The 20357-nt window shown below is 73.5% G+C and carries 19 protein-coding genes; 10 read left to right on the top strand and 9 right to left on the bottom strand.

Annotation, left to right across the window (positions count from 1 at the left end; translation table 11 throughout):
- Positions 1 to 84: 84 nt before the first annotated feature.
- A complete protein-coding gene (locus ACFP2T_RS30935; protein WP_377427931.1) occupies positions 85 to 1674 on the bottom strand; it encodes a leucyl aminopeptidase in 1590 nt (529 codons plus the stop codon).
- A 164-nt stretch (positions 1675 to 1838) separates the two neighbouring features.
- Here ACFP2T_RS30935 and gcvT point away from each other — a divergent pair, with 164 nt between their 5' ends.
- Entirely contained in the window at positions 1839 to 3026 is a 1188-nt protein-coding gene (gene gcvT, locus ACFP2T_RS30930) for a glycine cleavage system aminomethyltransferase GcvT (protein WP_377427929.1), read from the top strand.
- 34 nt (positions 3027 to 3060) lie between these two features.
- Here gcvT and ACFP2T_RS30925 read toward each other — a convergent pair whose 3' ends face one another.
- From ACFP2T_RS30925 to ACFP2T_RS30910, 4 genes are all read right to left on the bottom strand, one after another.
- Positions 3061 to 3882, bottom strand: a complete 822-nt coding sequence (locus ACFP2T_RS30925) for an aminoglycoside adenylyltransferase domain-containing protein (RefSeq protein WP_377427927.1) — start codon at positions 3880 to 3882, stop codon at positions 3061 to 3063.
- A gap of 46 nt (positions 3883 to 3928) precedes the next feature.
- Positions 3929 to 5218, bottom strand: coding sequence for a DUF2314 domain-containing protein (locus ACFP2T_RS30920; RefSeq protein WP_377427925.1), 1290 nt, complete (start codon positions 5216 to 5218; stop codon positions 3929 to 3931).
- 110 nt (positions 5219 to 5328) lie between these two features.
- On the bottom strand, positions 5329 to 6099 hold the full coding sequence (locus ACFP2T_RS30915; protein WP_377427923.1) for an adenosylcobinamide-GDP ribazoletransferase: 771 nt from the start codon (positions 6097 to 6099) through the stop codon (positions 5329 to 5331).
- Positions 6092 to 8215 carry a bifunctional adenosylcobinamide kinase/adenosylcobinamide-phosphate guanylyltransferase gene (locus tag ACFP2T_RS30910; RefSeq protein WP_377427921.1) on the bottom strand — a complete coding sequence of 708 codons (2124 nt, stop codon included), beginning with the start codon at positions 8213 to 8215 and terminating at the stop codon, positions 6092 to 6094. Before ACFP2T_RS30910 ends, ACFP2T_RS30915 begins: the two co-directional genes overlap by 8 nt.
- A 149-nt stretch (positions 8216 to 8364) precedes the next feature.
- On the opposite strand from ACFP2T_RS30910, the gene ACFP2T_RS30905 reads away from it, so the two are divergent.
- Together ACFP2T_RS30905 and ACFP2T_RS30900 are read left to right on the top strand one after the other, a co-directional pair.
- On the top strand, positions 8365 to 8565 hold the full coding sequence (locus ACFP2T_RS30905) for a hypothetical protein (protein ID WP_192771420.1): 201 nt from the start codon (positions 8365 to 8367) through the stop codon (positions 8563 to 8565).
- A 4-nt stretch (positions 8566 to 8569) separates the two neighbouring features.
- The gene (locus ACFP2T_RS30900; RefSeq protein ID WP_377427920.1) at positions 8570 to 9367 is read left to right on the top strand and encodes a site-2 protease family protein; all 798 of its coding nucleotides are present in this window, start codon (positions 8570 to 8572) and stop codon (positions 9365 to 9367) included.
- Between the two features lie 79 nt (positions 9368 to 9446).
- Here the strand turns inward: ACFP2T_RS30900 and ACFP2T_RS30895 are convergent, their stop codons facing one another.
- Both ACFP2T_RS30895 and ACFP2T_RS30890 read right to left on the bottom strand, forming a co-directional pair.
- Positions 9447 to 10445, bottom strand: coding sequence for an aldo/keto reductase family protein (locus ACFP2T_RS30895; protein ID WP_377427918.1), 999 nt, complete (start codon positions 10443 to 10445; stop codon positions 9447 to 9449).
- 64 nt (positions 10446 to 10509) lie between these two features.
- Positions 10510 to 12147 carry a WG repeat-containing protein gene (locus tag ACFP2T_RS30890; RefSeq protein ID WP_377427916.1) on the bottom strand — a complete coding sequence of 546 codons (1638 nt, stop codon included), beginning with the start codon at positions 12145 to 12147 and terminating at the stop codon, positions 10510 to 10512.
- 2109 nt (positions 12148 to 14256) lie between these two features.
- Here ACFP2T_RS30890 and ACFP2T_RS30885 point away from each other — a divergent pair.
- The 5 genes from ACFP2T_RS30885 (at position 14257) to ACFP2T_RS30865 (ending at position 17815) form a co-directional block, all read left to right on the top strand.
- Positions 14257 to 14559: a hypothetical protein gene (locus tag ACFP2T_RS30885; protein WP_377427914.1), complete on the top strand. Its 303-nt coding sequence runs from the start codon at positions 14257 to 14259 to the stop codon at positions 14557 to 14559.
- Positions 14540 to 14848 carry a hypothetical protein gene (locus ACFP2T_RS30880; RefSeq protein WP_377427912.1) on the top strand — a complete coding sequence of 103 codons (309 nt, stop codon included), beginning with the start codon at positions 14540 to 14542 and terminating at the stop codon, positions 14846 to 14848. Before ACFP2T_RS30885 ends, ACFP2T_RS30880 begins: the two co-directional genes overlap by 20 nt.
- Before the next feature lie 477 nt (positions 14849 to 15325).
- A complete protein-coding gene (locus ACFP2T_RS30875) occupies positions 15326 to 16009 on the top strand; it encodes an ABC transporter permease (RefSeq protein ID WP_377427910.1) in 684 nt (227 codons plus the stop codon).
- The gene (locus ACFP2T_RS30870) at positions 16002 to 16823 is read left to right on the top strand and encodes an ABC transporter permease (RefSeq protein WP_377427909.1); all 822 of its coding nucleotides are present in this window, start codon (positions 16002 to 16004) and stop codon (positions 16821 to 16823) included. Before ACFP2T_RS30875 ends, ACFP2T_RS30870 begins: the two co-directional genes overlap by 8 nt.
- On the top strand, positions 16820 to 17815 hold the full coding sequence (locus ACFP2T_RS30865; protein ID WP_377427907.1) for an ABC transporter ATP-binding protein: 996 nt from the start codon (positions 16820 to 16822) through the stop codon (positions 17813 to 17815). Before ACFP2T_RS30870 ends, ACFP2T_RS30865 begins: the two co-directional genes overlap by 4 nt.
- A 132-nt stretch (positions 17816 to 17947) precedes the next feature.
- On the opposite strand, the gene ACFP2T_RS30860 is transcribed toward ACFP2T_RS30865, so the two are convergent.
- Positions 17948 to 18520: a helix-turn-helix domain-containing protein gene (locus ACFP2T_RS30860; RefSeq protein ID WP_377427904.1), complete on the bottom strand. Its 573-nt coding sequence runs from the start codon at positions 18518 to 18520 to the stop codon at positions 17948 to 17950.
- A gap of 54 nt (positions 18521 to 18574) precedes the next feature.
- On the opposite strand from ACFP2T_RS30860, the gene ACFP2T_RS30855 reads away from it, so the two are divergent.
- Complete coding sequence (locus ACFP2T_RS30855; protein ID WP_377427902.1) at positions 18575 to 19312, top strand: AzlC family ABC transporter permease; 738 nt, start codon at positions 18575 to 18577, stop codon at positions 19310 to 19312.
- The gene (locus ACFP2T_RS30850; protein ID WP_377427900.1) at positions 19306 to 19614 is read left to right on the top strand and encodes an AzlD domain-containing protein; all 309 of its coding nucleotides are present in this window, start codon (positions 19306 to 19308) and stop codon (positions 19612 to 19614) included. The genes ACFP2T_RS30855 and ACFP2T_RS30850 overlap by 7 nt, the downstream gene beginning before the upstream one ends.
- 67 nt (positions 19615 to 19681) lie before the next feature.
- Here the strand turns inward: ACFP2T_RS30850 and ACFP2T_RS30845 are convergent, their stop codons facing one another.
- Positions 19682 to 20287: a DUF3043 domain-containing protein gene (locus ACFP2T_RS30845; protein ID WP_377427898.1), complete on the bottom strand. Its 606-nt coding sequence runs from the start codon at positions 20285 to 20287 to the stop codon at positions 19682 to 19684.
- Positions 20288 to 20357: the final 70 nt, after the last annotated feature.

Below are 20357 nucleotides of genomic sequence, written 5' to 3'. Positions count from 1 at the left end.
CCACCCGGCCGATCGGGGCACGGACACGCCGACCCGGCGTCGGCAGCCCCCGATCCGGCGCCGGATCGGCGGGGATGATCCGATTCAGTCGTTGGCGGCGATGTCGTCGACGAGTTCCAGCAGGGTCCGGACCGGAACCCCGGTGCCACCCTTGGTCCAGTAGCCGGTCGGCTCGCCGGAGTGGTAGCTCGGGCCGGCGATGTCGATGTGCGCCCAGGCCACGTCGTCGGTGACGAACTCGCGCAGGAACACGCCGCCCTGCAACATGTGCCCGGCACGGTCCATCGAGGCGTTGACCTGGGAGATGTCCGCGACGTCCGAGTCCATCCCCTTGCGGACGTCGTCCGGCAGCGGCATCGGCCAGGTCGGCTCACCGGTGGCGTCACCGGCGGTCTGCACCCGCTGGCAGAGTTCGGTCGTACCCATCACCCCGGCCACCCGCTTGCCCAGGGAGATCACCTGGCCGCCGGTGAGCGTGGACGTCTCGAACAGGTAGTCGCAGCCGTCCTCGCACGCCCGCGCCATCGCGTCCCCGAGCACCATCCGGCCCTCGGCGTCGGTGTTCAGCACCTCGACCCGCTTGCCGTTGTACATCGTCACCACGTCGCCCGGCCGGTACGCGGTGGCCGAAGGCATGTTCTCGGCCATCGGCAGGTACGCCGTCACCGCGACCGCCGGCCGCAGCTCCGCGATGGCCAGCATCGTGGCGGCGACCGCCGCCGCTCCGGCCATGTCGGACTTCATCTCCCACATGCCCTGAGCCGGCTTGATCGAGACGCCGCCGGTGTCGAAGGTGATGCCCTTGCCGACCAGTGCGACCCGCTTGACCGGCTTGTCCGAGCCGGCGCCGGCCGGGTCGTAGGAGAGCTTCACCAGCCGGGGCGGTGCCGACGAACCCAGTCCGACGGCCAGGATGCCGCCGTAGCCGCCGTCCGCCAGCGCCTGCTCGTCGAGCACCTCCACGCCGAGGCCGGCCTCCCGGGCCGCCGCCGCGACCGAGTCGGCGAACGACGGCGGGCGCAGCTCGTTCGGCGCGGTGTTCACCCAGTTCCGGGTCTGGGTGACGGCCCGGGCCACCACCCCGGCCCGAGTGATCTCCGCCAGCGCCCGCTCGTCACCGGCGTCCGGCACGTGCACCGCGACCGAGGTCACCGGGGGGCGCCGGGTCGGCTGCGGGCGGGTCTTGTAGCCGGCGAACCGGTACGCGCCGAGCAGCGCGCCCTCGGCGGTGGCCCGCAGCACGGCCGGCGCGTCCTCGTCGTCCGGCACCGGAAGGGTCAGCGCGACCCGCTCGGCGCCGGCAAGCGCCCGGATCGCGGCGGCGGCGGCCCGGCGTAGGGTCTCCGGCGCCGGGGCGGCGCCGGTCGGCTCCGGCCCCAGGCCCACCGCGACGACCAGCGGCGCGGTGATCGTGCCGAGGGTGGCGAGCTTGATCACCTCGCCCGGGCCGCCGGTGGCGCCCAGCAGCGCCAGGGTCTCGGTCAGCCGGCCGTCGAACGCTGCCGCGATACTCTCGGCGCCGGTCGCGAGGAGCAGCGTCGAGGCGAAGCCGGTGGACGCCGGGGACCCCTCCTCGCTCGTGGTCTGACTGTGCAGCCCGATGACGATGGCGTCGACGGCGAGTTCGGCGGGGTCGGTGTCGACCAGGCTGAGGGTGGTGCTGGGCGATGTCACTGCGCGGCTCCGGGCGGGCGTGGCCGGCCGCCTCGTGTGCGGGCCGGCGAAAATGGTCTCCGGCGCAACCTACCCGCCGGACGAATGGGCTGTCCCGCCGACGGTCCGCCGGAAGGATCCCGCCGATGCTAACCAGGTGCGGGATCGCAGGTAGGTTGCGACCCATGACCGACGCGACCTACGTGACCGGAGAGATCCCGGAGCCGTCCGCCGACCAGCCGCGCCACTCGCCCCTGCACGAGCGGCACATCGCGCTGGGCGCCAAGTTCGCCGCCTTCGGCGGCTGGTCCATGCCCCTGGAGTACGCCGGTGGCGGAGTGCTCCGCGAACACACGGCGGTCCGTTCCGCGGTCGGTGTGTTCGACGTCTCCCACCTGGGCAAGGCCCGGATCACCGGCCCGGGTGCGGCGGACTTCGTCAACGCCTGCCTGAGCAACGACCTGGGGCGGATCGGGCCGGGGCGGGCGCAGTACACGCTCTGCTGCGACGAGTCCTCCGGCGGGGTGGTCGACGACATCATCGCCTACCTGTACGGCCCCGAGCACGTCTTCCTGATCCCGAACGCCGCCAACACGGCCGAGGTGGTACGTCGGCTGCGCGCCGCCGCCCCGGCCGGGATCACGGTCACCAACGAGCACGACGCGTACGCCGTACTGGCGGTCCAGGGGCCACGCTCGGCCGATGTGCTCGGCGCGCTCGGGCTGCCGACCGGACACGACTACATGAGCTTCTCCACCGCCGACCTGAGCTTCGCCGCCGCCGAACTCGGTGCCACCCCGGCCGGTGGACCGGTGTCGCTGGTGGTCTGCCGCACCGGGTACACCGGCGAGCACGGGTACGAACTGGTGGTTCCGGCCGAGGCGGCGACCACGGTCTGGGACGCGCTCCTCACGGCGGGTGAGCCGTACGGGATCCGCGCCTGCGGGCTGGGCGCCCGGGACACCCTGCGGACCGAGATGGGCTACCCGTTGCACGGCCAGGACCTGTCCCTGGAGATCACTCCGGTGCAGGCCAGGTCGGGCTGGGCGGTCGGCTGGGACAAGCCGGCGTTCTGGGGCCGGGAGGTACTGCTCGCCGAGCGGGCCGCCGGGGCGCGGCGCACCCTCTGGGGTCTGGTGGCGCTGGACCGGGGCATTCCCCGGCCCGGCATGACGGTGCTGTCCGCCGATGCCGGCGTCGGCACGGTCACCAGCGGGACCTTCTCGCCGACCCGCAAGGTCGGGATCGCCCTCGCCCTGCTGGACAGTTCGGCCGGGTTGAGCCAGGGCGACCACGTCGAGGTCGACGTTCGGGGGCGCCGCGCGGCGATGGAGGTGGTCCGCCCGCCGTTCGTCGACCCCTCGGTGAAGTAGCGCCGGTCTGGTCGCCGGGACGGGGCGGCCGGGCTCAGCCGATCCGGTGGGCGTCGTCGATGGCCATCGCGACGAAGCCGAGCATGTCGCGGCGGCGGGCGAACGCGCTCCGGTACGTCCCGCCGTTCCCGTCCGTGCCGCGTCCGTCCCTGCCGTCGCACCGGATCCGCAGGCACTCGTCGACGATCGGTCGCCACCTCGGGTCGAACGCCTTCCGGGCGTACCGGCCGGCGCCGGTCTTCGAGGTGATCTCGCCGGTCGCCAGTGTGTAGTGCAGCCGGCTGACTCCGAGTACGCCCCAGACCGCCCCCCAGGACGTCAGCCCGACCAGCCCCGGTCGGGACCCGAGCCGCGAACTGCGGTCCAGCCAAACCCGCCAGTAGTCGTCGAGGTTCCGGTGGGTCCAGGCCGCCAGCGTCCTCCGGTCGGTCCACACCTCGACGTCCTCGCGGCGCGGTCCGCGTACCGGCACGCCGTGGCCGGCCAGGGTGTGCCAGGCCACCGGATCGCACCCGCCCGGGCCGCGCCGCCGTACCCGGCCCTCGTGCGCGTCCAGGGCGGACTCGGCGAGCGACGGGTCCGCCGCCAGGTCTCGCCAGGTCACGTAGAAGCCGTCGAAATGCGGCCGGGCGTGCCGCCGCGACACAGCGGCGTGCGTACGGGCCACAGCGGCCTCGGCCTCCTCCGACAGCGGGTCGGCGGTCACCGCCACGAAGTCGACGTCGCTGGCCCCGGGCTGGAAGTCGTCCAGCGCCACGGAACCCACCAGGTAGAGGCCTTCGAGCTGGCCGGGCAGTTCGGTGTCCACGATCGCCAGGTAGCTGTCGAGTACCTGCTGTGCCTGCGGGGGCGGCATCACGACCGTTGATACTGCCCGGCTCCGGGCCGACCCGCCACCCCAGTCAGCGTTGTGAGCGGTCCCCGGCGTCGAGTACGGCCTGGGTCCAGCCGCCCTCCACCACACCGCACGCGTCGAGCAGGGCCCAGTCGACCACGTCGACGACGTCCACCACGACGGGCTGGCCGACCCGGACCGCCGGATCGGCGGTGGCGTCGCTGGCACTGGCGCCCAGGATCCGTTCGGCCGTCGCCCAGGAGGTGACCCCGGCCCAGACGAACTCCGGGCCCTCGTCGGTCGGCAGGCCGTACTTGACCAGCAACTGCACCCCGTCCGGCAGGTCACCGGCGAGGAAACGCTCCCGGATCCCCGGCAGCCCGTCCCGGGCGGTCGCGACCGCCCGGGCCATCGCGTCGTCCGGCCGGGCGTACCGGACGTCGGACTGGGTGGCGCCGAACAGGGCGGCACAGACGGCGGCGAAGTACCGGCCGGCCGGGCCGGGATGGCCGACGGGTGGCAACAGGCTCAGGAACGAGTCGGCGTCGGGATCGGTGGCCGGGTCGAGTTCCAGCCGCAGCGACGCCGGCCCGGTCGTGTCGTGCTGCTGCGGGTTGCCGTACGCGACCGCGATGTCGTGGCCGGTGACCGAAGTGACCACCGGAAGCTGCACGAAGGCCGGCACCTCGCTGTCGGACAGCCCGTCGGTCCAGGCCCGGAGCAGCCGGCGGGACACCCCGGTCATCACGGCACCCCATGCCCGGGTCAGATGCGTCGGCACCGACTGGGCCTGCAACTCCAGCAGCCCGAACCGGCGCAGCCCCTTGGTGGTGAACCAGAGCCCACCCTCGTCCGAGGAGTACGGCACCAGCACCCAGTCGATCAGTCGTACCCGACCCTCGGCGTCCGGCAGCGAGCGCAGCGCGGTGGCGGGGTCGAGGAACTGCAACGCGAACACGTCCACCACGTCGGCATCGAGCGTCTCCGCGATCGCGCTGGCGACCGTACGGGCCGCCCACTCGTGTGCCGGTGGCCAGCCGGGCCGGTAGCTGGCCTGGACGACCACCAGTTCGCTGGCCGCCTCCAGCCGGGCCAGCTGGGTCTCGGTGGCGCCGAACGCGGTGAGCAGGTCCGGCGGTAGGTGCGGGAACTCGGCTACCGGCCGGGTTTCGACCGTCATGAGCGGGCTGTCCAGCATCTGGCGGGCGAGGTCGTGCACGGGTCCGGCGAGCCGGCCGCCCAGCGCCGCCACCGCCTCGGCCGGGGCCGGATCGACCCCGCCGGACGTGGGTACCAGGTAGGTCGCGGTCAGCGACTCCGGAACCGGTACGGGCAGGAAATCGTCCGTGATGAGCATTGTGTTCCCCCGCTCGACCGCGTACCGCTGTGCGTTGTACTGGAGTGCTTGCGCTGGCGTGCTGTGCTGGTGTCCTTTTCGCGAAGGCTACCCGCGAACGACCTGCCCGGTCAGCCGGTCAGCACGACACCCAGGTAGAACAGCGTGGTGCCGAGTTCGACGACGGCACCGAGCACGTCGCCGGTGACGCCGCCGAGCCGGCGCACCACGTGGCGTACCAGCAGGAGCGTGCCGGCCAGCGCGGCGGCGACCACGAGCGGCCCCTGCCACGGGCGGCCCGGCACCGAGGGCACGGCGAGGATCGCGACCCCGACCGACAGCCCGGCCAGCGTCAGCGGGCCGACGGTGCCGGCGACCAGCGCGCCGAGCCCGTCCGGTCGCGCCGCCGGCACGCCGCGCCGGCAGGCCCAGCTCACCGCGAGCCGCCCGGTCGCGGCACCGGCGGCCACCGCCGCGAGCAACGCGGGCCACGGCCGGTCGGCCAGCGCCGCGAGGGCCGCCGCCTGGAGCAGGAGTACGAGGACCAGCGCCGTCACGCCGAACGGACCGACGTCCGGCTGGCGCATGATCTGTAACGCCGCCGGTCCGGACCGGTACGACCCGAGCGCGTCGACCGTGTCGGCCAGCCCGTCCAGGTGCAGCCCCCGGGTGAGCAGGGTTGCCACCGCCACGGTCACCCCACCGGCGACCAGGGGCGGGCCGATCGCACCCAGAATGCCGAGCACGGCAGCGAGGAGTACGCCGAGCAGGGCGCCGACGGCGGGTGCGAGCGCCATCGCCGTACCGGCGGTCGACCGGTCGACCCGACCGGCCCGCAGCGGCGCGACGGTGAACGTGGTGAGTGCCAGCCGGCCGCCGGCCGCGAGTCGGCCGTCAGGCACCGGGCGGGACGGTGGCGCCGCTCTGGCGCCGGTCCTCGCGGCCGGTCGGCGGCTCGTCGTCGGGGACCGAGGTCGGCCCGGGCCCGGCCGGAGGTGGTTCGATGAACTCCTGGTCGTCGTCGGCCGTCCCCGGCAGCCCGGGTTCGGGCGCCCACGGCTCCGCCGGGTCCGGCACCGGGGCGGCGACCGGCGTCGCGTCCTGCCCGCCGGCCGGATCCGATCCGGAGTCGGTCGATCCTGCGGCGGACGATTCTGCGGTGGCCAGGCTCGGATGCACCGGCAGCACCGAGGCCAGGGTCAGCGCGGAGCGCAGCAACGGCAGCGCGGCCAACGCGGCCGCGCCCTCGCCGAGGCCGAGCCGCAGGTCCAGCAGCGGGGTCAGGTCGAGCACGTCGGCGCCGAGCCGCACGGCCGGATGCTCGCCGTGGTCGGGCAGCAGGCACCAGTGCCGGGCCTGGCCGGCGAGATCCCGACTGACCAGGCCCGCCGCGACCCCGACCGGCCCGTCGAGCAGCACCGGCGTCCGGCGGGCCGTCGCGCCGAGCAACACACCGGTCGCGATCGCGATATCGCCGCCGCCGATCTCGGCGAGCACGTCCTTGGCGTCCCGGGTGCTCCGCCGGGTCCGGTGCATGGCGTCGCGGACCGCCGCGCAGCGGGTCATCCAGGCGGCGTCGTCGACCTGACCGCCCGGGTTGACCACCCGACCCAGCACCGCCGCGGGTTCGGCGCCGGCCGTGGCCGCGAGCACGGCGGCGGCGGCAGCGTCCGTACCGGCGCCGCAGGCGGCCAGCACGATCAACTGGGCGCCCGCCTCGACCGCCTCCTCGGCGAGCCGCCAGCCGTAGCGCAGTGCGGTCTCCACCTCGCCCACGGACAGCGCCGGGCCGTCCTCCATGGGGCCGGCGGTCGGTGCCTCGACGACCTGGAGGGTGGCGCCGACCTCGGCCGCCAGTCGGGCGATCGGGCCCTCGCCGCGCCGGGCCTGATCGGCACGCCGGGCGGACTCACCGGACACGGTGCCGGCGGCGGCACCGCCGGTGTGGTCGCCGTGCAGCAACAGCACCCGCACCGACCGCCAGGGTGCCGGGGTCTCCGTACCCTGGGTGGCGGCGGCGAACGAGACGACCCGATCCAGGCTGCCGAGTCCGGGGCCGGGCAGGTCGAGCGTGCCGAGCCGGTCGACGGCGGCTCCACCGGTGTACTCGTGCGGCATCGGCAGGTCCATCCCGGGCTGGATGACCAGTCCGGTGGCGACCATCGGCAGCGCCATGGTGGGCGCGGCCCAGGCGGTTCCGGACGGCGGGCCCGGCTCGGCCGTCGGGGCCGGGGCGGAGCTCGGCCGGAGCACCTCGGGCATCGCGCCGACCACCTCCGTCCAGGCCGACGGCGTCGCCGCTCCGGCCGGCTCCGGCAGCGCCGACGATTCCGGGTCGCTCTGCGGAGCCCTGCCGGCCTGTGCCGGCACGTTCGGTCGCGCCGAGCCGTCGACCGTGGCGACGCCACCCGTCGCGGCCGTCGTGACCCCTGCGGCACCCTCCGGCGCGGATCCGCGCAGGCTCGGCTGCTCTCCGTCGGCCTTCAGCCAGGCGGGCTGCCCGGCGACCACCAGGACGACCGCGTCGCAGGCGTCGGCGACGGACTGGTTGGTGGCGCCGAGCGCGTCGGCGTAGACCCGGCCGAGCGGGGTCATCGGAACCATCGACAGCCCCACCTCGGGGCTGACCAGCACCAGGCGGGCCGTGCAGTCCCGGATCGCGGCGCTCAGCTCACCGATGGTGGCGACATCGTCCGCCGGCTGGTGGGCCGGATCGAGCAGTACGGTTACCCAGCCGCCGAGATCGTCGATCAGCAGCGTCTCGCCGGGCTCCGCGCCGTTGATCAGCTCCGCGAGGCGGGACGGGTCGGCGTTGGCCTCCTCGGTCGTCCAGCGGGCCGGCCGTCGCGCCCGGTGGGCGTCGATCCGGGCCACCCACTCGGGATCGTCGGCCCCGGTCGTGGCCGTAGCGACATAACGGACAGCCGGTACGTCCTCAACCAACGCCTCGGCGAACTCGGACTTGCCGGAGCGGATGCCACCCAGCACCAGGATCCTGCTCCACCCGTCTACGGACATGCCCGTACCTTAGAGCGCCTGGCTGTGCATCTCGCGCCGAGGTGCGGGTCGGAGGTGGCTCCGTACGCTCTGGCTGGCTCGCACCGGCTGGCCGACTAGGCTGGCGGAGGTTTTGTCGGCGCGGAAAGATCGGCGAGGGGAGACGCGACATGCCGTGGAGCTGGCGGTACGAGGGCGCGGACGGCGGGCCGGCGAGCGGGCCGACCGAGGCGTTCAGCAGCCAGGCCGACGCCGAGTCGTGGATCGGCCAGACCTGGCGGGAACTCGCCGCCGCGGGTGTCGCCACGGTGCTGCTGGTCGAGGACGACCGGGTGGAGTACCGGATGAGCCTGCAGCCCGTGGCCGAGTGACCGGATGAACTTCGATCAGCGGGACCGGGACGGGCTCGTGCTCGGGGTACCCCGGGAGGCCTTCCGGCCCAGTCCGATCTTCCTGGCCCTGGTCGCGCTCTTCGTGACCAGCGGCGCGATGGCGTGGAACGGGTACGGCAACGTCCGGTTCGACGTGTTCCTCTTCGTGGTCTCGGGTTGGCTGGTGTCGCTGTGCCTGCACGAGTACGCGCACGCCGTGGTGGCGTTCCGGGCCGGTGACCGGAGCGTTGCCCATCGCGGCTACCTGACCCTGAACCCGCTCAAGTACAGCCACCCGCTGCTGTCGATCATCCTGCCGGTGGTGGTCGTGCTGCTCGGCGGCATCGGCCTGCCCGGCGGCGCGGTCTGGGTCGACCGGCACCAGATCCCCGGTCGGTTGCGGCATTCCCTGGTCAGCCTCGCCGGGCCGGCGACCAACGTGGTGTTCGCGCTGCTGCTGGTGGTGCCGTTCGCGATCGGTGTGGACGTCTTCGCCCGACCGGAGTTCTGGGCCGGGGTCGCCCTGCTCGCCTTCCTCCAGGTGACCGCGAGCCTCCTCAACCTGCTGCCGGTGCCGGGTCTGGACGGCGGCAACGTCATCCAGCCCTGGTTGTCCGCCCAGTGGCGGCGCGGCTACGACCTGATGGCCCCGTACGGCTTCCTGCTGCTCTTCGCCCTGCTCTGGAACCCCACCGTCGGCGGTTGGTTCTTCGGCGGGGTCTTCGCGATCGGGGACCTGATCGGGCTGCCCGACTACCTCTACGCCGACGGCCTGCGCCTGATCCGGTTCTGGCAGGGCTGAGATGTAAGGAAGGGCCCCCGCTTATCGCTTTTTGTATAAGCGGGGGCCCTTCCTAACCGCTAACCGGTCTGGACCGAGATCAGGGCCGCTGGGCCGGGCTCTGGGTCTTGGCCGGGTCGCGTTCGGTGATCGGGTCGATGATCTCGTCGATCGCCTTGAGCAGCCCGGCGTCGAGCTTGACCCCGGCGGCCTTGACGTTGTCGTGCACCTGCTCCGGACGGGAGGCGCCGACGATCGCCGACGAGACGTTCGGGTTCTGCAGGACCCACGCGACGGCCAACTGCGCCATGCTCAGCCCGGCCTGCTCGGCCAGCGGCTTGAGCTGCTGTACCCGGGTCAGCACCTCGTCGGACATGAACCGGGAGATGAAGCCCGCGCCGCCGGACGAGTCGGTGGCCCGGGAACCGGCCGGCGGCTCCTGGCCAGGCAGGTACTTGCCGGTCAGCACGCCCTGGGCGATCGGCGACCAGACGATCTGTCCGATGCCGAGTTCCTCGCTGGTCGGCACCACCTCGGCCTCGATGACCCGCCACAGCATCGAGTACTGCGGCTGGCTGGAAACCAGGTGGATCTTCAGCTCGCGGGCCAGCGCGTGCGCCGCCCGGATCTCGGGAGCCGTCCACTCGGAGACGCCGATGTAGTGCGCCTTGCCGGAGTGCACGACGTCGGCGAACGCCTCCATCGTCTCCTCCAGCGGCGTCTCGTAGTCGTACCGGTGCGCCTGGTAGAGGTCGACGTAGTCGGTCTGCAACCGCTGCAGCGACCCGTTGATCGACTCCATGATGTGCTTGCGGGACAGGCCACGGTCGTTCCGGCCCGGCCCGGTCGGCCAGTAGACCTTGGTGAAGATCTCCAGACCCTCGCGGCGCTCGCCCTTCAGGGCCCGGCCCAGCACGGACTCCGCCTTGGTGCCCGCGTACACGTCGGCGGTGTCGAAGGTGGTGATGCCGACGTCCAGCGCCGCGCGAACGCAGGAGAGCGCGGCCTCCTCCTCGACTTGTGAGCCGTGGGTGATCCAGTTGCCGTACGAGATCTCGCTGACCAGCAGGCCCGAACGGCCAAGATGACGGAATTCCATACCGTCGACCCTAGTCCTCGGCGCCGCGGATGATCAGACTGGCGGGCCGGATCAGGAACACAGGTCACAACACGGGCTTGGTGTCCGCGAGCAGCCGGTCGATCTCCTCCATCACGTCGTTCCGGCTGGGGTGCACCACGTCGATCAATGGCTCTCCACGGCGGTCGAGCGCTCCCCACTGCCCGGCACCGTCACCGACCAGGAACGCGACCGGGTGGATGACCAGCGCCGGATGTGCCGGGGCGATGAGTACCTGCCCGGACCGGTCCACCACGCCCTTGCGCCCGCCGGAGTCCACGATCGCCAACCCCTCGTCGGTGAACCCGTCGACGTACCGGCCGTCGGTCAGCGCCGTGCTGAAGCCGGTGTAGCGGGTCGGCAGGAAGACCCGACCGGTGCGGTCGACCGCACCCCAACCGCCCCGCCGGACGGCGGCGACGCCGCGCCGGAACGGACGTACGTCCTCGAAGCCGGCCGAGATGACCACCTTGTTGGACTTGTCGATCGCGACCCATCCGCCGGTACCGTCCCGGGACACCCAGGCGAGTCCGTCGGAGAAGGACCCGACGCCCAGGTACCCGGCCGAGGACTCGATCAGCAGACCGCCCGACTCGTCGATCAGCTCCCACGTCCGGGTGTCCGGACGGCGTACCCAGGCCGCCCCGTCCCGGAAGGGTTGTACGTCGGCGTAGCTCGGCGCGATCGCCAGCTGACCGTCAGGATCGGCGTACCCCCAGCGCTGCATCTTCTCGCTGAACTTCGGTACCGGTGGCCGGTGCACCTGGAGGATCTCGTCGCGTTCGCGCGGGTAGGGGCCCCAACCGTTCTGCGCCACCTTGTTGAACACCGCGTCGAGCGCCAGCTCGGTACGGGCGATGAGGTCCGGATCCTCGACCTTGCGCAGTTCCAGCGCCTTCTCGAAGTGGTTGCACGCCTCGATGTAGCGGCCCTGGTCGTAGCAGGACCGCCCGGCGTGCTCGTGCATGGTGGCCCGCAGCCGGTCCGGCAGTTCGGAGGAGTTGGCTTCCTCGAAGAGACGGTCGGCCTCGGCGAAGTCGCCGCGCCATTGCAGGACGTGTGCCAGCCGAGCCTGGGCGATCGCGATCCGCCGCAACTGGCCGGTCGCCTCCGCGTGTGCCAGCGCCAGCTTGCCGTCGGCCAGCGCCTTGCCCAGGTCGCCGAGGATGCGGGAGACGACGGCCCGCAGGCTCAGCAGCCGGGCCCGGGTGCCGTTGTCCTTCGCCGGTTCGAGCTTCTCGGTCAGCCGGTCCCGGATCGCCCGCAGCGACTCCGGGTCCTCGACCAACTCGCGCAGCGTCTCGTGGTGGAAGCGCCACTGGTACGACGCGAGTACCTGCTCCGGATCGGTGGGCGCCGGTTCCGGGGTGACGTCGGTGGCGTCCGGCTCGGCCTTCCGGGTACCGGGCCGGACGATCGGCGTGAGCATGGTGGGCGCGCTCAGCGCGGTGGCAGCACCGGCGGCTGGCCCCGTCGGCAGCACGGTGTCCGGGCTGGCCTCCGCGACCGGCGAGCCGGGCGGCGACGTGGCCAGGGGCGGGCCGGACGTGGGTACGGCGGCCGGCGGTCCGGAGCCTGGTGCTGGTGCCGGTGCCGGTGCCGGTGTCACGGTGGCCGGCGGTCCGGAGACGGGCGGGGTGTCCGGCGATCCGGGCGACGCCGTGCCCGATGGGTGGTCGGACACGTTGCCCGAGGTCGCCGTACCGGGCGGGGCCGCCGACGGGGTGGTCCCCGCGCCGGCCGTGCCGGGGGTGGCCGGTGTCCCCGACGTACCGGACGTGGTGGCGGGAGCTGGTGGGCCCGGCGGGGGAGCGGTGGACGCAGGATCGGACGTCGGTGTGCCGGACGTCGGCGTGCCGGGAGCTTCGGTCCCCGCGTCGACGGATCTGCCGGTGGTGCCGGTGGGTCCCGTCCCTTCGCCGCCGGCCGGCATGCGGTCCGTCGGCGTCGGTTGGTCCGCGGGCGGACGTGGCTGTCCAGCGGGGCCGGACGTCGGGCCGGACGTCGGTTCGGACGGACCGGCGATCGGGGGTTCGCTCGGGGTGGTGGAGACGCCCTCCGGCACAGCCGGAACGTCGGGTTGGGCCCCGGATACCGGGGGTGGCGGGGTGGCATCGGCGAGCGGCCCGAGTGTGGCGTGGTCCGCGACAGGTCCGGTCGTTGGCATGGGGGGTACGGAAGTCTCACTTAGATCGGCGGCTCGTCCGAATTCCGGTTCCGGCCCGGTGGAGGCCGGTTCGATCGGGGGCCCGGACGCGGGGGCGGGTGAGGCGGGTTCGATCATGGGGATATCCGTCGGCGCGGTGCCGGCCGGTTCGACCGGGGTGCCGGCCGGCTCGATCGGCGCGACGGTGTCCGGCCCGAACGCCGAGGCCGGTGCGGGCTCGGTGGGCGGTCCGGCATCGGGACCTGCCGGCGTGGTGCCCGCCGGTCCGGCACCGGGCTTCGGGGCGGGCAGGAACTCCAGCCGTAGACCTGCGCTGGGCGGAGGGGTGACCGCCGGAGGGCGCTGGCCGGTCTGGTCGGCTGTCGGCGGCCGGGACGGTCGGGGAGCCGCGGCCGGGGGCGGAGGCGCGGCCGGAGCCGGAGCCGGAGCCGGGGGCGGAGGCGCGGCCGGAGCCGGAGCCGGAGCCGGGGGCGGAGGCGCGGCCGGAGCCGGAGCCGGAGCCGGGGGCGGAGGCGCGGCCGGAGCCGGAGGCGATATCGGAGTCAACCAGCCGGCCGCCGCCTCGCGTGGGCGTTCGACCGGACGGGTCGGCTCGGTGGAACTCGGCTGCTCGACCGGCCGTGGCTCGGTACGGGACTCCGCCGCACCCGACTGTGCCGCCTCGACCGGCCGAAGTGGCTCGACCGGGCGGGGTGGTTCCACGGGCCGGGCGGGTTCGACCACCCGGGGCTCGATCGGCCGGGATTGTTCGATCTTGCGGGCCGGCTCGATCGGACGCGACGGCTCGATCCTCCGGGCGGGTTCGACCGGCCGTGGCTGTTCGGCGGCGCGTGCCGGCTCGCCTGGCTGTGGCTGGGCCGCCACGCGTGGCAGCTCCCCGTGGCGCGGCTGGGCCGCCACCGGTGGCGGCTCCACAGGTCGTGGCTGATCCCCGTGGCGGGCGACCTGTGGCAGCTCGCCCGGCCGTGGCCGTGCGGGAGGCCGGTCGACATTGGAGAGCGGCGCGCGCTCGGGTCGTCCGTACCCCGGCGCCAGTTCGGCGGCCGGTCGGTCGACTCCGGGCGGCATCGATCCGGGGCGCTCGCCGGACGGTACCTGACCCGGGCGTCCGGTCGGTTCCGGCGCGGAGCGTGGGTCGCGGACCGGCGGTCGGCCGGATCCCAGATCCGGGAAGCGTCGGCTCTCGCGTGGCGGCTCCTGGACCGGGCCACGCTGGGCCGGCCAGGCGGGTGTGGGTGGCAAGCCACCGGGGCGCCGGTCGGGGGGCGGTGGAAGGTCGGAGGCGGGTCGATCTGGCCGGTCCGGTCGTGCCCGGGACGGCGTCCGGCTGGGCGGTGTCTCCCGGCCGGGCGGGTGCGGCGGCTGACCGTCGGACCGTGCGGCCCAGCCCTCGGAACGGTCCGACCCGGGAGGCCCGTCGAAGGCCGCCGGGGAGTAGATCTGGCTTCGGCCGCCCGATCCGACCCGGCCCCGGTCGTCCCGGGTACCGGGGCGGCCCTCGGAGGGCGTCGGCCGACGGTCGGGCAGCGGCTGGGTCTCTTCCGCCGCCGGTCCGGTGAGCCAGCGTCCCCGTCGCTCGGGCGACGGCCCGGGGCGGACCGCCCGGGTCCGGTCCGCGCCGGACCGATGTGGATCGTGTTCCTGTGGCGCCCGGCCCCCGGCCGGTTCGCCGCGCTCACCGCGCTGTCCGGGCTCGGTACCGGCCGGGCTTCGACGGTCGTCCCGTCGGTCGTCCCGGGCCACCGGCACCGACCCGCGTCGGTCGTCCCGTCGGTCGTCCTGTCGGTCGTCCCGCCGGTCGTCCCGGGCGACCGGGACCGACCCGAGCCGGTCGTCGCGTCGATCGTGCCGTCGGTCGTCGCGTCGGTCGTCCCGTCGGTCGTCGCGGCCGACGGGCATCGGCGCGCCGGTGCGGTACTCGGCGGGTGACCGGCCGCGTCCGTTCGACGGCTGGTCCCAGGAGTCCGGCGACTCGTCCCAGGAGCCGGGGAGTGGTTTGCGCGGCTCGGCCCGGCCGTCCCGACGGTCCGTCGACCCGGTGCGGCCGTCGCGGGGCGGTGGCCCGTCGGGGCGGGGTGCCGTCGGCGATCCGGTCGGTTGGCCGGAGGGGCCCTTCGTCGACGGGGCGCCCGGCTGCGCGTTCGGTGGCGGCACGCTGGCGCGGCCGGTCGGGACGGCAGCCCGGCCGGTCGGCCGACGCGGCCGCTGCCGCTGGTGACCGATGTCCCCCGGATACCGCTGGCCGGGGAACTGCGGCTGCCACTCCGCGGTCGGTTCGGCCACCCAGGACGGTTCGGGGGCCTCGCCCCACCGACTGGAGTATCGCTCAGTCATACCGTCGCTCCGTACCGTGTGACGACGGCGCGACCGAGGCGGCGATACGCACGCGGCGCGGCCGGAGAAGCCGGCTCGCGTCGCTCACTCACAGGGTGTCACCTCGTCGAAAAATCTCGCTGGGCAGCCGGGTGCTCCGGGTAAAGTCACCCGGCTCGGGGCAGCGTGGTCGCGGAAGGAGGGTAACGGCGTGGGCTCGGTCACCGCCACTGTGCCACCACCGATCAGCCGAAACATTATCCCGTGGTTCCGGACATTTACTGCCATAGCCGGATCAGGGTTTCGTCGGTACTCTACCTATCGGCAAGCTACCCTTGCCGGCGCCTTCACCAACACAGTGTTCGGCTTTCTTCGCTGTTACGTGTTGCTCGCGGTGGCGGGCGGTGCCGGTGGCATCGTCGCCGGCTACACGCCGGCCCAGTTGGCCACGTTCGTCTGGGTAGGACAGGGTCTGCTCGCCGTGGTGCTGCTCTGGGGCTGGATCGACCTGGCGGAGCGGATCCGTACCGGCGAGGTGGCCAGTGACCTGCTCCGGCCGGTACACCCGGTGGTCAGCTATCTCGCCGCCGACCTGGGGCGCGCCGGGTACGCGCTGCTGACCAGGTTCGTGCCGCCGGTACTGACCGGGCTGCTGTTCTTCGACTTCAAGCTGCCGGACCGGTGGCCCACGATGCCACTCTTCGTGCTCTCCGTCGGGCTGGCCGTGGTGATCTGCTTCGGCTGCCGCTACCTGGTCAACGCGACGGGTTACTGGTTGCAGGACGTCCGGGGTCCGATGATCCTGTGGACGCTCGGCTCCGGGGTGCTGGCCGGGCTCTACTTCCCGCTGCGGTTCCTGCCGGACTGGATCCTGGTGCCGCTCTGGGTGGCCACCCCGTTTCCGAGCCTCCTCCAGACGCCGCTGGACGTGGTGATCGAACGGGACGACTGGCCGGTCCAGTCGGGCATGGTGGCCGTACAACTGGCCTGGGCCGGGTTGATCCTGCTGGGCTGCCGTACCGTCCAGCGCCGGGCCGAGCGCCGGTTGGTGGTGCAGGGTGGCTGACCGGACGTACCGACTCGGGACGGTGCCGGCGTACCTGGCGCTGCTGCGTGGACAGGCCCGCTCGCAGGCGTCGTACCGGACGTCGTTCGTGATCGACGTGGTCGGCAACGTCGGCGCCACCCTGTTCGACGTACTCACCGTGCTGGTGCTGTTCGGGGTCACCCGGCAGCTCGGTGGGTTCGACCGGACCGAGGCGATGGTGATGGTCGGGATCTCCGCCGCCGCGTTCGCCACCGCCGACCTCGCCGTGGGCAACATCGAGCGGGTCCGCCAGTACGTCCGGACCGGGCTGCTGGACGCGGTGCTGGTCCGCCCGCTCGGCGCGTTGCCACAGTTGCTGCTGATGGACCTGCCGCTGCGCAAGACCTCCCGGGCGTTGGTCGGGCTGGGCGTGCTGGTCACCGCGTTGGCCCTGGCGGACGTGTCCTGGACGCCGGGCCGGGTCGTGTTGGCCGTGCTAGCGCCGTTGGCCGGGGTGGTGTTCTTCGGGTCGATCTTCGTGGCCACCGCCACGCTGTCGTTCTGGTGGATCGACTCCGGCGAGGTGGGTGCCGCGTTCACCTACGGCGGGCGAGACTTCACCACGTACCCGATGACTGTCTATAGTGGCTGGTTCCGAGCGGTTTTCGCGTACGGTCTGGGGTTCGGTTTCGTGGCCTACTATCCGGCGCTGGCGTTGCTCGGCCGCGCCGACCCGCTCGGCCTGCCGGCCTGGGTGGGTTGGATCGCTCCGGGCGTCGCGCTGCTGGCGGCGGCGGGCGCCGCGACGGCCTGGCGGGTCGGGGTCCGGCACTACCGGAGCACCGGCTCGTGACCGGGCCCGGGCCGGACGAGCCGGTGATCGAGGTGCGCGGTCTGCGCAAGGAATTCGTGGTACGGGTCCGGGCCGGCCGGTTCCGCCGGACGAAGCGGGTGGTGACCGCCGTCGACGGGATCGACCTGACCGTGCGCCGGGGCGAGATGATCGGCTACATCGGGCCGAACGGCGCCGGCAAGTCCACCACCCTGAAGATGCTCACCGGCGTGCTGAGCCCGTCGTCCGGCCAGGTACGGGTCTGCGGGCTCGCGCCGGTGCCCCAACGCACCCGGCTGGCGCTGCGGATCGGGGTGGTCTTCGGGCAGCGTTCGCAGCTCTGGTGGGACCTGCCGCTCCGGGATTCGTTCGACCTGCTCCGGCACATCTACCGGGTGCCCGGCACCGACCACGCCGCCCGGTTGCGGCGGTGCCGGGAGTTGCTCGACCTCGACGGTTTCCTCGATGTCCCGGTACGGCAGCTCTCGCTCGGGCAGCGGATGCGCGGCGAGCTGGCCGCCGCGTTGCTGCACCGGCCGGAGGTGCTCTTCCTGGACGAGCCGACGATCGGGCTGGACGTGGTGAGCAGGCAGGCGGTCCGGTCCTTCCTCGCCGAACTCGGCCGGGCGGGCGACACCACCCTGCTGCTCACCACCCACGATCTCGCCGACATCGAGCGGCTGTGCCGGCGGCTGGTGGTGATCGACCACGGCCGGGTGGTGCACGACGGGTCGATCGAGGCGCTGCACGCCCGCTACGGGTCCCGGCGTCTGGTGGTGGCCGACCTGGACGAGCCGTTGGCCGAGGCGCCGGTGCTGGCCGGTGCGCCACTGCTGCGTACCGAGGCCGACGGGCGGCGACTGGTCTTCGCCTGCGAGTCGGCGACCGCCTCGGCGGTGGTGGCCGGGTTGGCCCAGTTGGTGGCGTTGCGGGACATCGCCATCGTGGAGCCGGACATCGAGGACGTCGTCACCCGGCTCTACCGGGCACCCGCCCCGGTCGAGCCCGTCTGACAGAGCCCCGCCGACCGGGTTCGGCGTGCCGGTTCGGCCCGCTGTTCGGGGCCCGGCTTCGGCGCCGGAACGCCGGCCGCTCAGGGGTGTTCCATCGCGGCGCCGCTCAGGGGTGTTCCATCGCGGCGCTGCTCAGGGGTGTTCCATCACCAGCACGAGGAACGTGCCGGGTGCGAGTGCCTCGTAGCCGTGCGGGACGTCGCCGGGGAAGGTGACGTAGTCGCCGGGGCCGAGTTCGACGGGGTCGGTGGACGGCCCGGTGCGGAGCCGGCCGGCCGACACCACCACGTGCTCGACGCTGCCCGGGATGTGCGGCTCCGCGTCGCGTACCGCGCCGGGCTCCAACTCGATCAGGTAGATGTCGCGGCGGACGTGCGTGGCACCGGCGGCAAGCAGCGTGCCGGTGAACTCGGCCTGCTGTGAGCGCAGCCGGGGACCGTCCCCGGCCCTGATCACCCGTACGGCGGGCGGTGGCTGCTCCACCAGCCGGCTGAACGGTACGCCGAGCGCGACGCCCAGGGCCCAGACGGTTTCCACGCTCGGGTTTCCGCTGCCGGCCTCCAGCTGGGACAGGGTCGACTTGGCGATCCCGGCTCTCCGGGCCAACTCGGCGAGGGAGATGCCGGCCCGCTCCCGCTCCCGGCGCAGCGCGGCGGCGATGGCGGGTACGGGCGAGTTGTCGGCGCGGGGTGTCGTTCGGTCCATCGGTCCATCCGTTCGGCTTGACGAACAGGCGTACTGCGTTCATCATTTTGAACCATGCGTACGGCAGAACGAACGGCGACACCCGTCTCCACGCCCGCGTTGCTGCGCGACGTCGGGGCGATCGGGGTGGCGATCGTGGCGATCGGCGCCTCCTTCGGCGCCGTCGCCGTGGCCGCCGGCCTGCCCGTCGTGGCGACCGTCGCGATGTCCACCCTGTTGTACGCCGGCGGCGCACAGTTCATGGCCGTCGGGTTGATCGCGGCCGGCAGTCCGGTCGCGGCGGTCTTCGCCGGACTGCTGCTCAACGCCCGGCACCTGCCGTTCGGACTGGCCCTCGGCGACGTGCTGGGGCGGCGGTGGCGCGACCGGCTGCTCGGCAGTCACCTGATGACCGACGAGGCCACCGCGTTCGCGCTGGCCCAACCGGACCCGGCCGGACGGCGCCGGGCCTTCTGGCTGGCCGGCATCGTCCTCTTCCTGGCCTGGAACCTGGGCACCCTGGCCGGGGTACTGCTGGCCAGCCGGGTCGGCGACCCACTCCGGTTGGGATTGGACGCGGCCTTCCCCGCCGGCCTGCTGGCCCTGCTGCTACCCGCGCTACGGGAGCCGGAGACCCGTCGGGTGGCGCTGGTCGGCGCGGCGGTGGCGGTGGCCGTCACGCCCCTGCTGCCGGCCGGCCTGCCGGTCCTGCTCGCACTCAGCGGCCTCGCCGTGCTCCTGCTGCCCCGCCGCCGGCATCACGACGAGTCCGCGTCCGGCGGCCGCGAGCAGCACCGGGCGCGGCCGTGCTGATCGCGGTGATCCTGACCCTGGCCGTCGGCACGTACGCCTTCCGGCTCTCCGGAGTGGTGCTGCGGGACCGGCTGGCACTTCCCGACGGGGTGAACCGGCTGCTCCCGATGGCGGCGGCGGCGCTGCTCGCGGCGCTGGCCGTGACCGCCGCGCTGACCGAGGCCGGGGCGTTCGCCGGATTCGCCCGGCCGACCGGTGTGCTGGTCGGCGCCGTGCTGGCCTGGCGGCGCGCCCCCTTCATCGCGGTCGTGGTGGCCGCGGCCGCGACGGCGGCCCTGCTGCGCCTGCTCGGCGTCCCCTGAGCCCGGGGGTGTTAGGAAGGGCCCCTTCTTATGCAAAAAGCGATAAGAAGGGGCCCTTCCTTACACCTCAGATGGAGTCGCCGAGCGCCACGCGGGGGGTTGGGGCGCGCATGCGGCGGAAGGTGATCGCGCGCATGATCGCGTAGAGGTAGAGCGAACCCATCCGCTGATCGGTCTTGGGGAACCGCTGCCGGACCAGCTTCTTGATCCGCCGGGAGATCAGCACGGAGTCGATCACCAGGCCGATGGCCAGCAGGCCCCAGAGCAGGTTGGAGGCGAACCGCACCGCGTCCGGCATGGTGTTCGCCGAGCCGATCAGGACGACCAGGGCGCCACCGAAGAACCAGGTGCCGACCGTACGCCGGGAGTCGACCACGTCGCGGGCGAGCCCCCGCTCCGGGGCGCGGTCCCGGGGGCCGCCCTCACGCCGGAACTCGGCGGCGGACTCGGCCCGCAGGGCCCGGCGCCGCTCCCGCGCCTCCTGCTTGGTCAGCGGCTTGGTGTCGGCCGCCGGGCGGCGGCCGGCGGCCGGCCGCTTCGGGGTCTCCCGGCCCAACTCCTTCTTGCTCGGGGTGTAGCCCCGAGGGCGGGCGGACGAGGACTCCTCGGGGGACACCTGGGAGACGGCATCCTCGACGAGGTCGGCGGACTTGCGACGAAACAGCGACGGCACGGTTGAAGGGTAGCCAACCGTGGGCCCGCCCCGCACCTCGCGGTACGGGGCAGGCGCGGAAGGACCAGTC

The organism is Plantactinospora solaniradicis (assembly GCF_042658085.1).
GTDB classification, from domain to species: Bacteria; Actinomycetota; Actinomycetes; order Mycobacteriales; family Micromonosporaceae; genus Plantactinospora; species Plantactinospora solaniradicis.
The sequence above is the reverse complement of the archived record's forward strand: the minus strand, read 5'-3'. Positions and strand labels throughout refer to the sequence as shown.